Below are 13,012 nucleotides of genomic sequence, written 5' to 3' on the forward strand. Positions count from 1 at the left end.
ATTCCTCAAGCGCAAAATGTTCATGGCGGAGTGAAGGACTTTCATGATCGAGATTAAACACCTGAAAACGCTACAAGCGTTGCGGAACTGCGGTTCGCTCGCGGCGGCGGCGGCCACGCTGCACCAGACCCAGTCCGCCCTTTCTCACCAGTTCAGCGATCTGGAACAACGCCTCGGATTTCGTCTTTTTGTGCGTAAGAGCCAGCCTTTGCGCTTTACGCCGCAGGGTGAAATTCTTCTTCAACTGGCGAATCAGGTACTGCCGCAGATCGCCAGCGCGCTGCAGGCGTGTAACGAGCCGCAGCAGACCAAACTGCGGATCGCCATTGAGTGCCACAGCTGTATTCAGTGGCTGACCCCCGCGCTAGAGAACTTTCGCCAGAAGTGGCCGCAGGTGGAGATGGACTTTAAATCTGGCGTGACGTTCGACCCGCAGCCCTCGCTCCAGCAGGGCGAGCTGGATCTGGTGATGACGTCCGACATCCTGCCGCGCAGCGGCCTGCACTATTCGCCGATGTTCGATTTTGAGGTGCGTCTGGTGCTGGCGCCGGACCATCCGCTGGCAGCCAAAACGCGCATCACGCCGGAAGATCTGGCGACAGAAACGCTGCTGATTTACCCGGTTCAGCGCAGCCGCCTGGATATCTGGCGTCACTTCCTGCAGCCGGCAGGCATCAGCCCGCAGCTGAAAAGTGTGGATAACACCCTGCTGCTGATCCAGATGGTGGCGGCCAGCATGGGTATCGCGGCGCTGCCGCACTGGGTGGTGGAGAGCTTTGAACGCCAGGGTCTGGTGGTCACCAAAACCCTGGGAGAAGGGCTGTGGAGCCGGCTGTACGCCGCCGTGCGCGATGGCGAGCAGCGTCAGCCGGTTACGGAGGCGTTTATTCGCTCAGCGCGGAACCACGCGTGCGACCATCTTCCGTTTGTGCGGAGCGCGGAGCGACCCAGCGGCGATGGACCCACAGTGAAGCCAGGATCACCGCCCCCCCAATAAGGAAGCTCGGCCAGTGCGGCTGTTCCTGCCAGATGGCAAGGTTCACCAGCAGCCCCGCCGGGACGTGCACGTTGTTCATGATCCCCAGCGTACCGGCGTCTACCTGCGTAGCGCCGTAGTTCCACATAAAGTACCCCAGCCCCGACGCCACCACGCCCAGCCAGACCAGAACGCTCCACTGCACGGTGGTGGTCGGCAGCTTTTGCGGGTTGCCGAGCATAAACCACGCCGCCACCGCGACGATCGCCGCGCCCATATAGAACCACGCAAACGCGTTGTGCTGCGGCATCGGGCGGGTTTCCATCAGGCGTTTATAGCCCACCATACCAATGGCAAAGCTGATGTTGGCAAGCTGGACGAACATCAGCCCTGTCCAGAAGTGATTGCTCACTTTGTCGTAGCGAATGATCGCCGCGCCAATAACCGCCAGCGCGGCGCTTAGCAGATATCCCCAGCGCAGACGGCGCCTGCTGAGCAGATCGTAAATCAGCGTGATATAGAGCGGCGTCAGCACGGTAAAGAGCAGGAATTCGGAGACGGACAGGTAGACGTAAGCCCGGAAGCTGAACAGATACATGATGCCAAGCTGCATCGCCCCCACCAGCATGTACAGCAGAATGGTTTTCAGCGATTGCCCGCGCGTGCGCAGGAACGGCAGAAACACCAGCGCCGCCAGCCCCACGCGCATTAGCACCGAGAAGTAGCTGTCGACCGAACCGGCAAGGTATTCGCCAATCAGGCTAAAGGAGAAGGCCCACAGGATAGTGGTGATAATGAGTAGCGCCACAATGCTTGTCTCTCAGAAAGAAGGACAGGCATTGTAGCGAACTCTTTAGTTGACAACTGAACAATAAACAACCGAATGAAGATTATTCAAGGAACAGTTTGCGCAGGTATTTCGGTACCGCGTTGTCAGCGTTAGAACCAATCACTTCCAGCTCCGGATGCAGATCCTTCAGACGCTGATGCGCGTTCTGCATGATGCAGCCCTTGCCCGCCATCGACAGCATTTCGGCATCGTTCATGCCGTCGCCAAAGGCGATACAGTCTTTAAGCGCGAAGCCCAGACGTTTCGCAACCGCTTCGAGCGCGTGACCTTTAGAAACGCCGCCCGCCATCACTTCCAGACAGGTCAGGGTGGAGAAGCTCACGTTGACGCGATCGCCCCAGCGGGCGTTGATCGCCTGCTCAAGCGGCAGCAGCTCTTCGTGGCTGTCGCAGGTGAAGAACACCTTGCTGATCCCCTCTGGATCCAGCAGGCCCGGCTCATACAGGGAGTAGTTGAATACCGCTTCCTTGAAGAAACGCATTTCATCCGGGCGGTGGCGGTTCATGAACCATTCGTCGTCACGGTATACGTTGGTGACGATAGCCGGATTGTTATGCACCACGCCGAAGAGATCGGCGGCAATATCGCGATCCAGGTTATGGGTGAAGATCAGGTTGCCGTCGGTATCATGCACGCGCGCACCGTTGGAGGTGATCATGTACGACTTGATCTCCAGATTATCGCGGATCTGCCCCACGTCCACGTGGTGGCGGCCGGTAGCGAACACAAAGTTCACGCCACGGGCGGTCAGAAGCTTTAAGGTCTCTTTCGCATAAGGCGACAGGGTGTGGTCGGGTGAAAGCAGCGTGCCATCTAAATCAGATGCAACAACCTGGTACATAGGAAAATTTAACCTCAATAGAAAATCAGTTATGCCGGTCGAAAAACTCGACGATGGCGTTAAGCGCGACTGAGCGCATAGCGTCCTTTTCAAAAAGGATCTCATGGTACGCGCCGTTGATGACCAGCGGTTTACCCCCTTCACAAGGGTGACCGGCGGCAGCGCGCAGTTCACAATAGCGGTCATGCATGCGGTTATCCACCACGCGCTCTTCTTCCGCCTGAATCAGAAGCGTCGGCGTGTCATCATCGCCTACGCCTGCCAGCACCTGCTCACCGGCCAAAATACCCTCACGCACCCAGTGCCAGGTCGGGCCGCCGACGCGCAAGCGCGGTTCATCGGCATAAAAGCGCAGGTTGCGGCGATAGCGCTGCCGACTGTGGGTTAAGACGTTGATGGCGAACGGCAATGCGCGCCAGCGTCCGGTTCCGATGGCATAGCCTTCACGAATGCGCTGATGGCCCTCAGCCCAGTCGAGAAGATGGCGCACCATCCAGTCGGGAAAACGAATGACAATACCGTACATCGGCGCGGTGAGCGCAATGGCGTCGCACTGGTGCTCATACCGCTGCAAAAACAGCGTCGAAATGGCGCCGCCCATGGAGTGCGCAAGGATGTACCGCTTGCGCCAGGGGCCGGGCTGAACTTCCTGCTGCCAGAACGCGGCAAAATCGTCGACATAATCGCTGAAGTGATCCACATGCCCGCGGTGCGTATCCGGCAGCATGCGCCCGGACAGCCCCTGCCCACGGTGGTCGATGATCAGCACGTCAAACCCCATGTTGACCAGGTCGTAGGCCAGTTCGGCATATTTAACGTAGCTTTCGATACGCCCGGGGCAGACCACGATCACCCGGTCATTTTTTTCATTGCGGAAGCGAACGAAGCGCACCGGGATGCCCCCGACGCCCGTAAACTCGTCTTCCTCACGCTGCCGCCAGAAATCGGTCAGCGGCCCCATTGAGAAAGCAGCAAACGCGTTTTCTCGTGTTTCCCAGTCCTTTTTCTGCTGAAACATTGGGTTTCCACTCACGTAATCCAGGGAATATCGTTTTTTTTCGTCACTGGTCACAAAATGACTCAACAATAGCGTATTGTGGCATAAAAACAGACAATTCGGGAGCTTCAAATGACCTTCGAGTGGTGGTTCGCCTACCTGCTGACATCAATCATCCTTAGCCTTTCGCCCGGCTCTGGCGCCATTAACACTATGACCACCTCCATCAACCACGGCTATCGCGGTGCGGCGGCGTCCATTGCCGGTTTACAGACCGGGCTCGGCATTCATATTGTGCTGGTGGGGATTGGTCTGGGGACCCTGTTCTCCCGCTCGGTGCTGGCCTTTGAAGTGCTGAAGTGGGCCGGTGCGGCGTATCTGATCTGGCTTGGCATCCAGCAGTGGCGCGCGGCAGGCTCGATTGACCTGAATACGCTCACCAGGACGCAAAACCGCGGCCATCTGTTTAAGCGCGCGGTGTTCGTCAATCTGACCAATCCGAAGAGCATCGTGTTCCTCGCCGCGCTGTTCCCGCAGTTTATCGTGCCGCATCAGCCGCAGGTCATGCAGTACGTGGTGCTGGGCGCGACCACCATTATTGTCGATATCATCGTGATGATTGGTTACGCGACGCTGGCGCAGCGGATAGCGGCGTGGATCAAAGGGCCTAAGCAGATGAAGGCCCTGAATAAAGTCTTTGGTTCGCTGTTTATGCTGGTTGGCGCGCTGCTTGCGTCAGCGCGTCATGCTTAGCGAGAAATGATGAGATGAATGCCGAAGCCGGCGAACAGCGCGCCGGCGAAGCCGTCGATCCACTTCGCGATGCGCTGATAGCCGCGGCGCATTGCCGGTAAGGCGAACAGGCTGGCCACGATGGTAAACCAGGCGAACGTCTCAACAACGATCAGCAGGAAGATCCCCCAGCGCGCGCCTGCGCCGACGCTGTCACCCACAAACAGCGAGAACACGGAGCCGAAATAGATAATCGCTTTCGGGTTTGCCAGGTTAGTCAGGAGCCCTTTTACAAAGCTGCGGCCGCCCGTCGCCAGCTCTACCTTTGGCTCTTCCGGTTTTTTCTCTTCTTTCTTCAGCGCCCCGCGCAGCATCTGGTAGCCCATCCAGCACAGGTACAGCCCGCCGCCAACCATAATGATGTTATGCAGCCAGGCCATCTTCGCCAGGATCAGGTTCAGACCGAGCAGCGCGACCGCCGCCCAGACCATAACGCCCATGGTAATACCGAGCACGCCCATCATCGCCTCTTTGCGGGAGCGGCTGACGGCGGTTTGCGACACGAAGAAAAAGTCTGGGCCAGGGCTCATCAGCGCAACGATGTGCACTAACGCCACGGTGAGAAATAGCATTAACATAATTAGCTCGCGGGGAAATAATACAGTGAGTCATCATCCTGGCACTTTTTCGCCCGTCTGACTACTCCTCATCATCACCATCAGCGTGAGAGCGGATGAGCGCCATAAACTCTTTACCGAAGCGCTCCAGCTTGCGCGTCCCCACGCCGTTGACGCTGAGCATCTCGCTGGCGCTGAGCGGCATCTGCTCGGCCATCTCAATCAGCGTCGCGTCGTTGAACACCACGTAAGGCGGGATGTTTTCTTCATCGGCGATGGCTTTACGCAGCTTGCGAAGCTTGGCAAACAGCTTGCGATCGTAGTTGCCGCCGTAGGATTTCTGCATCACGCGTGGCTTGAGGGCGACCACGCGCGGCACGGCGAGCTTGAGCTCAACGTCACCGCGCAGCACCGGACGCGCCGCTTCGGTCAGCTGTAGCGCGGAGTGCTGGGCAATGTTCTGTGTGGCAAAGCCGAGGTGGATCAGCTGACGAATAATGCTGACCCAGTGCTCGTGGCTCTGGTCTTTACCGATGCCGTAAACCGGCAGCTTGTCGTGCCCCATGTCGCGGATACGCTGGTTATTGGCACCGCGCAGCACTTCCACCACGTAGCCCATCCCGAAGCGTTGATTCACGCGGTAAATGGTCGAGAGCGCTTTGCGCGCGTCCATCAGGCCATCGTACTGCTTTGGCGGATCGAGGCAGATATCGCAGTTGCCGCACGGCTCCTGTCGCCCCTCTCCAAAGTAGTTGAGCAGCACCAGACGGCGGCAGGTTTGCGCTTCAGCGAAGGCACCCATCGCGTTGAGCTTGTGGCGCTCGATGTCCTGGAGTTGTCCCTGCGGCTTCTCTTCCAGACAGCGGCGCAGCCACGCCATATCGGCCGGATCGTAAAACAGCATCGCTTCCGCAGGCAGGCCGTCACGCCCGGCGCGGCCGGTTTCCTGATAGTAGGATTCGATATTGCGCGGAATGTCGAAGTGCACCACAAAGCGCACGTTGGGCTTATTGATCCCCATCCCGAACGCCACCGTTGCGACCACGATTTGCAGGTCGTCGCGCTGAAATTTTTCCTGCACGTCGGCGCGGATATGGTTTTCCAGCCCGGCGTGATAGGCCGCAGCGCTAAAACCACGGTTTTGCAGACGCGCGGCGGTGTCTTCCACCTTCGCACGGCTGTTGCAGTAGATGATGCCGGACTTGCCGCGCTGTTCCTGGACATAGCGCAGGAGCTGATCCAGCGGCTTGAATTTTTCCATCAGCATGTAGCGGATGTTCGGGCGGTCGAAGCTGCTGACCTGAATATACGGGTCGTTCAGCCCCAGCAGGCGAACGATATCCAGGCGCGTGGTGTCGTCCGCCGTGGCGGTAAGCGCCATAAACGGCAGCTCGGGGAAGCGCTGACGCAGCTGGCCGAGGGCAGCGTATTCCGGACGGAAATCGTGTCCCCACTGGGAGATACAGTGCGCTTCATCCACCGCCAGCAGAACCGGGTTCCAGTGCGCGAGATGGTCGAGGAAGTTATCGAGCATCAGGCGCTCTGGCGCGATATACAGCAGGCGGATCTGCCCGGTGCGGCATCCGGCCATCACCTCTTGCTGCTGCTCGCGGGTTTGGGTCGAGTTCAGGCAGGCCGCCGCCACGCCGTTGGCGAGCAGCTGGTCAACCTGGTCTTTCATCAGGGAAATGAGAGGCGATACCACGACCGTCAGGCCGTTAAGCACCAGCGCGGGCACCTGATAACAGAGGGATTTACCGCCGCCGGTCGGCATCACCACCAGGCAATCGCGGCCTTCCAGCACGGTTTCAATGATGGTTTCCTGGCCGGGGCGGAACTGCTGGTAGCCAAAGGTTTCATGCAAAACCTGTTTAGCCAGCGACTCCTGATTCAATACTTCCGCCTGCGCCACGTTAACCCCATTTGCGAAAAATAAAACAGGCGCTATTTTCAGCGCCTGAGAGAGAAACTTCAACGTTTAACGCAAAAACATTCGAGCAGCCTAGAGAATATCGTTCAGCATTACGCCCACGCCAACGCGGGTCTGGTTGAAGTTGTAATCGATAAGCGACTCGCCGTAGCCGCTGTAGACCTGCGTATAAAGGCGAACATGCTTGCTTACCGGATAGCTCAAGCCCACTTCCGCACCACCGTAGCCGGTGTTCCAGTTGTACTGGCCTTTCGCGCTCAGCACGGCTTCACCTAACTGGTAGCCGACTTTGAGCTGGTAGTAGCCCATATATTTGGTGATATCCGGGTTGTCATCCGTGCTGCCGATCACGTACCACGGCTTCACTTCCACCATCCAGTTACCGTTCTGCGCCATCAGGCGCGTATAGGCACGGTTCCAGCTGCGTGAAGTGGGGTCGGACCGGCCATTAGAGTCGTGATTAAAACCAACCTCAACGTCACGTAGCGTCCAGCCAGCAAATTCATAATCCGTTGCGAAGCCGAGGAAAAGCTGCGGCTCATAGTTGGTTTCACGGAACGGTGAAGATTCGCCGCTGTTGGAGAGCTGCCACCAGGATTTCTGCGTATAAGACGCACCGAGCACCGAGTTTGGCCCCAGAATACCGCGCCAGAACGGGAACGCGAGGCTGAGCTGGAACTTCACCTCATCTTTACGCGCATTATCAGACCAGTTATAGGAGCTTATCGCCTCTTTGTTGAGATCGCTGGTTTGGGTATAAATCACGTAGTTTGTGTCATACGGGTAGAGCGTGAACGGATTGTCATGCTCCTGCAGCATATTGGCGATAATGCTGCCCTTAACGGCAGGTTTATCATGGACTTCTTTAATCGTCGCTTCCTGCGCATATGCTGTGAGGGGCAGCGCAACCGCCGCCAGTAACCAGGCCAGATACGTCCGCATCGGTGGTGTTCTCCTGCAAAGAGTAAAATTACCTGAATAGTTATGAGGCGAACATTCTACAGACTTCTGCGATAACTGCTGCATCCTCGTTTCTGAAAGTGGAATTCCTTATTGCTGAAGCATAAAATCAACATTTCATTAACAATAAGGATGTAATGTCTCATGTCAGCCATGCTTACCGCCGAAGAAGTGTTAAAACTCGTGGGCGAGATTTTTGTTTACCATATGCCGTTTAACCGTGCGCTGGGTCTTGAGCTGGAGCGTTACGAGAAAGAGTTTGCCCAGCTGAGTTTCAACAACCAGCCGATGATGGTGGGTAACTGGGCACAAAGTATTCTGCACGGCGGGGTGATTGCCTCCGCGCTGGACGTGGCGGCAGGTCTGGTCTGCGTGGGCAGTACGCTGACGCGCCATGACACCATCAACGAAGATGAACTCCGCCAGCGTCTGGCGCGCATGGGCACCATTGATTTACGCGTCGACTATCTTCGCCCGGGGCGCGGAAACCGCTTTACCTGCACCAGCAGCCTGCTGCGTGCCGGGAATAAAGTTGCCGTTGCCCGCGTTGAGCTGCATAACGAGGAGCAGGTTTATATCGCCAGCGCAACCGCCACTTATATGGTGGGTTGAGGCGGCAAATTCGGGTAAAATTGATTCACTTTTTTGTCACGGATTTTCCCGATGGATGCTAAACAGACGCGGCAGGGCGTTTTACTCGCCCTTGCCGCTTATTTTATTTGGGGTATCGCCCCGGCGTACTTCAAATTTATCGCCTATGTTCCGGCCGACGAGATCCTCACTCACCGCGTCATCTGGTCGTTTTTCTTTATGATCGCGCTGATGAGCATCAGCCGTCAGTGGTCCGGCGTCAAAACGCTGCTGAAAACGCCGAAGAAGGTCTTCCTGCTGGCGCTTTCCGCAGTGCTCATCGGCGGCAACTGGCTGCTGTTTATCTGGGCGGTGAATAACCACCACATGCTCGAAGCGAGCCTGGGGTACTTCATTAACCCGCTGGTGAACATCGTGCTGGGGATGATTTTCCTCGGCGAACGCTTCCGCCGGATGCAGTGGCTAGCGGTGATTCTGGCCTTCTGCGGCGTACTGGTGCAGCTGTGGACGTTCGGCTCACTGCCGGTTATCGCCCTCGGCCTGGCGTTCAGCTTTGCTTTTTACGGCCTGGTACGTAAGAAAATTGCGGTGGAAGCGCAAACCGGGATGTTGTTTGAAACCCTGTGGCTGCTGCCGGTGGCGGCGATCTATCTGTTCGGCATCGCCGACAGCGCCACCAGCCATATGGGCAGCAACCCGTGGTCGCTGAACCTGATGCTGATGGCGGCGGGCGTAGTGACCACCATTCCGCTGCTGTGCTTCACCGGTGCGGCAACGCGCCTGCGCCTCTCCACGCTGGGCTTTTTCCAGTACATTGGCCCGACGCTGATGTTCCTGCTGGCGGTGGTGTTTTACGGCGAAGTGCCGGGTGCGGATAAGATGGTGACCTTTGCCTTTATTTGGGTGGCGCTGGCGATTTTCGTCGCCGATGCGATTTATACCCAGCGCAGAGCCCGCAGAGGAATGTAGGTGTTTTGTAGGGCGGGTAAGCGCAGCGCCACCCGCCAGATTTTACAGCCAGTTCCGACGCTTAAAGTACAGATACGGCGCCAGCCCAGCGAGGATCATAAAGATAATCGCCCCCGGGTAGCCAAAGCTCCACTTCAGCTCCGGCATAAACTCGAAGTTCATCCCGTAGCTGGACGCCACCAGCGTCGGCGGCAGGAACACCACGGACACTACCGAGAAGATCTTGATGATGCGGTTCTGCTCGATGTTGATAAAGCCCATCGCCGCCTGCATCAGGAAGTTCACCTTCTGGAACAGGGATTCGTTGTGCGGCAGCAGGGATTCGATATCGCGTAAGATCTCACGCGCCTGCTCCAGCTGACCGCCCGGCAGACGCGCCTTGCGCACCAGGAAGTTCAGCGCGCGCTGGGTATCCATCAGACACAAACGCACCTTCCAGCCGATATCTTCCAGCTCTGCCAGCGTCGAAAGCGCTTCGTCGTACTCATCCCCCTGATGGCCTTCCATGATCACGCGGCTCAGCTTTTCCAGATCGCTGTAGATGTTTTCAATTTCATCCGCCAGCTGTTCAATTTTAGTCTCGAACAGATCGAGCAGCAGCTCGTAAGCGTTGCCGTCCACCATCGCCTGGCTGCGGGCGCGCATGCGGTAGAGACGGAATGCCGGCAGTTCGCGTTCACGCAGAGTAAACAGACGACCGTCGCGAATGGTAAATGCCACGGTGGAGTTGCCCGCGTGATCTTCCGCATCTTCAAAGAAGAAGAAGGAGTGAATGTGCAGGCCGTCTTCATCTTCAAAGAAACGCGCGGATGCTTCGATATCTTCCAGTTCCGGGCGGGTTGCCAGGCTTTGCCCCAGCTCAGATTGTACGCGAAGGCGCTCATCGTCGTCCGGCTCGACCAGATCCACCCATACGGCATCAATGAGGGGCTGTGACTCTTCGGCTTCAAGCCGAGTCAGTCGGTTATTTTCGAGTTGAAATGCGCTCAACATGACCGGGACTCCCAATGCAAAAAATATCGGACAGTTCGGTGGGCACACAGAAACAAATTGGGTTTCAGACCATTAAACAGCCTGACTCAGCGCGACGGGAATAATGCAGTCGCTGACAACCACTAAGGCCATCAGCATGAGGAGATAGCCTTAGGAGTTGTTCCTGGATGACAGGGAATTGAGCCAGTATCTACTGGGTGTGTCCAAGGCGAATGTCCTCTTAGCGTAATCGTGCGCGCATGTTACGCCAGCAGTAACTGCGGCGTCAACACGCAACGGAACGCTGAAGGGCATTAATTGACCTTCACTGTATAAGGCTAGCAGATTATTGCAAAATAATGATATTTTTCTGAATGTTAGACTGTTTCCAGCTTCGCGTAGGCCGCCACCAGCCATTTGATCCCCTGCCCCTGGAACGCGACCTGCAGGCGGCTGTGCTCGCCGCTGCCTTCCAGATTCACAATGGTACCTTCGCCAAACTTCGAATGGCGCACGCGCTGGCCCAGCTTGTAGCCGGTGTCGGTTTCAGAGATCGGCGAGCCCATGCGCGGATGGCTAACCGGACGGCTGATGCTGGCGCGCAGACGCACCTCTTCCACGCACTCTTCCGGCAGTTCACCGATAAAGCGTGACGGACGGTGATAGACCTCTTTACCGTACAGGCGGCGGGTTTCAGCGTAGGTTAGCGTCAGCTTCTGCATCGCGCGCGTCACGCCCACGTAGGCCAGACGACGTTCTTCTTCCAGACGCCCGCCTTCATCCAACGACATCTGGCTTGGGAACATGCCCTCTTCCATGCCGACGATAAACACCTGCGGGAACTCCAGACCTTTGGCGGAGTGCAGGGTCATCAGCTGAACCGCGTCCTGCCAGGTGTCCGCCTGCCCTTCACCCGCTTCCAGCGCGGCGTGAGAGAGGAACGCCTGCAGCGGCATCAGGTCTTCGTCTTCTTCGTTGTAGCTGAACTGGCGCGTTGCCGTGACCAGTTCCTCTAAGTTCTCTATACGGGTCTGCCCCTTTTCGCCTTTTTCCTGCTCGTACATGGTACGCAGCCCGGAGTCTTTAATCACCCGGTCGGTCTGCACGTGCAGCGGCATGTCGGCGGTTTCCTGCGCCAGGGCATCAATTAATTCCAGGAAGCGCTGGAGCGCGCTGGCCGCACGCCCGGCGAGGGCTTTTTCCTGCAGCAGCTCGCGGCACGCCTGCCACAGCGTCAGCTGGCGATCGCGCGAGGCCTGACGCACCACGTCCAGCGTACGGTCGCCAATCCCGCGGGTCGGCGTGTTCACCACGCGCTCAAACGCCGCGTCGTCGTTGCGGTTGGCGATCAGGCGCAGATACGAAAGCGCATCTTTGATCTCCTGACGTTCGAAGAATCGCATGCCGCCGTAAATGCGGTACGGCATGCTCACCTGCAGCAGCGCCTCTTCCAGCACGCGCGACTGGGCGTTGCTGCGGTAGAGAATGGCGCACTGCTCCAGCGCGCCGCCGTTGTCCTGCCAGGTTTTGATGCGGTTCACCACGAAGCGGGCTTCGTCGAGCTCGTTGAAAGCGCAGTAAATCGAGATCGGTTCGCCGTCGACGCCGTCGGTCCACAGCTTTTTGCCCAGACGCCCGTTGTTGTTCTCAATCAGGGCGTTGGCCGCGCTCAGGATATTGCTGGTTGAGCGATAGTTCTGCTCCAGACGGATGGTTTGCGCGCCGGGAAAATCGTTGAGGAAGCGCTGGATGTTCTCCACCTGCGCGCCGCGCCAGCCGTAGATCGACTGGTCGTCATCGCCCACGATCATCACCTTGCCGGTATCTCCGGCCAGCAGACGGATCCACGCGTACTGGATGTTGTTGGTATCCTGGAATTCGTCCACCAGGATGTTGGTGAAGCGTTCGCGGTAGTGCTGCAGGATATGCGGTTTGTTGAGCCACAGCTCGTGGGCGCGCAGCAGCAGCTCGGCGAAATCCACCAGGCCGGCGCGGTCGCACGCTTCCTGATAGGCCTTATAGACGTTCTGCCAGGTCTGCTCGACCGGGTTACCGAAGCTCTGAATGTGGTGCGGGCGCAGACCTTCGTCTTTCTGTCCGTTGATGTACCACATCGCCTGACGCGGCGGCCACTGCTTCTCGTCGAGGTTCATCGCCTTGATCAGGCGCTTCAGCAGGCGGAGCTGATCTTCGCTGTCGAGGATCTGGAAATCCTGCGGCAGGTTAGCGTCCATATGGTGCGCGCGCAGCAGACGGTGCGCCAGGCCGTGGAAGGTGCCAACCCACATGCCGCCCTGGCTGGTGCCCATCAGCTGGGCGATACGGTGACGCATCTCCGCCGCCGCCTTGTTGGTAAACGTCACGGCCATAATCGAGTACGGTGAGCAGTTTTCCACGCTCTGCAGCCAGGCGATACGGTGAACCAGCACGCGTGTCTTACCACTCCCCGCCCCAGCCAGAACCAGCAGGTTGGTGCGCGAGGCGGCAACCGCGTCACGCTGTTTGTCATTAAGGCTGTCGAGCAGGTAAGAAACGTCCATTGGCACCGTCACGTCATGTCGGGCAGGCAAATGTTTC

Annotated in this window: 13 protein-coding genes; 4 read left to right on the plus strand and 9 right to left on the minus strand. The window is 57.8% G+C overall.

What is annotated here, in order from left to right; genetic code table 11:
* Positions 1-43: 43 nt before the first annotated feature.
* Positions 44-997 carry an HTH-type transcriptional regulator MetR gene (gene metR, locus ACMWL8_RS21380; RefSeq protein ID WP_028014783.1) on the plus strand — a complete coding sequence of 318 codons (954 nt, stop codon included), beginning with the start codon at positions 44-46 and terminating at the stop codon, positions 995-997.
* Here the strand turns inward: metR and ACMWL8_RS21385 are convergent.
* The 3 genes from ACMWL8_RS21385 to pldB form a co-directional block, all read right to left on the minus strand.
* On the minus strand, positions 885-1,784 hold the full coding sequence (locus ACMWL8_RS21385; RefSeq protein WP_045260985.1) for a carboxylate/amino acid/amine transporter: 900 nt from the start codon (positions 1,782-1,784) through the stop codon (positions 885-887). The two genes, metR and ACMWL8_RS21385, sit on opposite strands and share 113 nt — an antisense overlap.
* Positions 1,785-1,866: 82 nt before the next feature.
* Positions 1,867-2,667, minus strand: a complete 801-nt coding sequence (gene yigL, locus ACMWL8_RS21390) for a sugar/pyridoxal phosphate phosphatase YigL (RefSeq protein ID WP_045260986.1) — start codon at positions 2,665-2,667, stop codon at positions 1,867-1,869.
* Positions 2,668-2,692: 25 nt separating this feature from the next.
* Positions 2,693-3,685, minus strand: coding sequence for a lysophospholipase L2 (gene pldB, locus ACMWL8_RS21395; protein ID WP_041911835.1), 993 nt, complete (start codon positions 3,683-3,685; stop codon positions 2,693-2,695).
* 111 nt (positions 3,686-3,796) lie between these two features.
* On the opposite strand from pldB, the gene rhtB reads away from it, so the two are divergent.
* Positions 3,797-4,417 carry a homoserine/homoserine lactone efflux protein gene (rhtB, locus tag ACMWL8_RS21400; protein ID WP_045260987.1) on the plus strand — a complete coding sequence of 207 codons (621 nt, stop codon included), beginning with the start codon at positions 3,797-3,799 and terminating at the stop codon, positions 4,415-4,417.
* Here the strand turns inward: rhtB and rhtC are convergent.
* From rhtC to pldA, 3 genes are all read right to left on the minus strand, one after another.
* Positions 4,414-5,034, minus strand: a complete 621-nt coding sequence (gene rhtC / locus ACMWL8_RS21405; RefSeq protein ID WP_010426287.1) for a threonine export protein RhtC — start codon at positions 5,032-5,034, stop codon at positions 4,414-4,416. The genes rhtB and rhtC overlap by 4 nt on opposite strands.
* A 61-nt stretch (positions 5,035-5,095) precedes the next feature.
* On the minus strand, positions 5,096-6,925 hold the full coding sequence (gene recQ / locus ACMWL8_RS21410) for an ATP-dependent DNA helicase RecQ (RefSeq protein ID WP_032644788.1): 1,830 nt from the start codon (positions 6,923-6,925) through the stop codon (positions 5,096-5,098).
* A 90-nt stretch (positions 6,926-7,015) separates the two neighbouring features.
* Entirely contained in the window at positions 7,016-7,885 is an 870-nt protein-coding gene (gene pldA / locus ACMWL8_RS21415; protein ID WP_045260988.1) for a phospholipase A, read from the minus strand.
* Between the two features lie 162 nt (positions 7,886-8,047).
* On the opposite strand from pldA, the gene yigI reads away from it, so the two are divergent.
* Positions 8,048-8,515: an acyl-CoA thioesterase YigI gene (yigI, locus tag ACMWL8_RS21420; RefSeq protein WP_028014789.1), complete on the plus strand. Its 468-nt coding sequence runs from the start codon at positions 8,048-8,050 to the stop codon at positions 8,513-8,515.
* Positions 8,516-8,566: 51 nt separating this feature from the next.
* A complete protein-coding gene (gene rarD, locus ACMWL8_RS21425; RefSeq protein ID WP_045260989.1) occupies positions 8,567-9,463 on the plus strand; it encodes an EamA family transporter RarD in 897 nt (298 codons plus the stop codon).
* A gap of 42 nt (positions 9,464-9,505) precedes the next feature.
* Here the strand turns inward: rarD and corA are convergent, their stop codons facing one another.
* From corA to uvrD, 3 genes are all read right to left on the minus strand, one after another.
* Positions 9,506-10,456, minus strand: a complete 951-nt coding sequence (gene corA, locus ACMWL8_RS21430; RefSeq protein WP_008501540.1) for a magnesium/cobalt transporter CorA — start codon at positions 10,454-10,456, stop codon at positions 9,506-9,508.
* A 150-nt stretch (positions 10,457-10,606) separates the two neighbouring features.
* Entirely contained in the window at positions 10,607-10,663 is a 57-nt protein-coding gene (ysgD, locus tag ACMWL8_RS21435; protein WP_212743980.1) for a YsgD/CorL family protein, read from the minus strand.
* 149 nt (positions 10,664-10,812) lie between these two features.
* Entirely contained in the window at positions 10,813-12,975 is a 2,163-nt protein-coding gene (gene uvrD / locus ACMWL8_RS21440) for a DNA helicase II (RefSeq protein WP_041911833.1), read from the minus strand.
* Positions 12,976-13,012 lie beyond the last annotated feature (37 nt).

The organism is Enterobacter sp. 04-C-12-SI-ECC (assembly GCF_047530715.1).
Taxonomy (GTDB): Bacteria; Pseudomonadota; Gammaproteobacteria; order Enterobacterales; family Enterobacteriaceae; genus Enterobacter; species Enterobacter bugandensis.

Excerpts from the sequence above, each read along its gene's own strand:
- metR (WP_028014783.1), top strand. The coding sequence starts at position 44 with ATGATCGAGATTAAACACCTGAAAACGCTACAAGCGTTGCGGAACTGC.
- yigL (WP_045260986.1), bottom strand. The coding sequence starts at position 2,667 with ATGTACCAGGTTGTTGCATCTGATTTAGATGGCACGCTGCTTTCACCC.
- pldB (WP_041911835.1), bottom strand. The coding sequence starts at position 3,685 with ATGTTTCAGCAGAAAAAGGACTGGGAAACACGAGAAAACGCGTTTGCT.
- rhtB (WP_045260987.1), top strand. The coding sequence starts at position 3,797 with ATGACCTTCGAGTGGTGGTTCGCCTACCTGCTGACATCAATCATCCTT.
- rhtC (WP_010426287.1), bottom strand. The coding sequence starts at position 5,034 with ATGTTAATGCTATTTCTCACCGTGGCGTTAGTGCACATCGTTGCGCTG.
- pldA (WP_045260988.1), bottom strand. The coding sequence starts at position 7,885 with ATGCGGACGTATCTGGCCTGGTTACTGGCGGCGGTTGCGCTGCCCCTC.
- yigI (WP_028014789.1), top strand. The coding sequence starts at position 8,048 with ATGTCAGCCATGCTTACCGCCGAAGAAGTGTTAAAACTCGTGGGCGAG.
- rarD (WP_045260989.1), top strand. The coding sequence starts at position 8,567 with ATGGATGCTAAACAGACGCGGCAGGGCGTTTTACTCGCCCTTGCCGCT.
- corA (WP_008501540.1), bottom strand. The coding sequence starts at position 10,456 with ATGTTGAGCGCATTTCAACTCGAAAATAACCGACTGACTCGGCTTGAA.
- uvrD (WP_041911833.1), bottom strand. The coding sequence starts at position 12,975 with ATGGACGTTTCTTACCTGCTCGACAGCCTTAATGACAAACAGCGTGAC.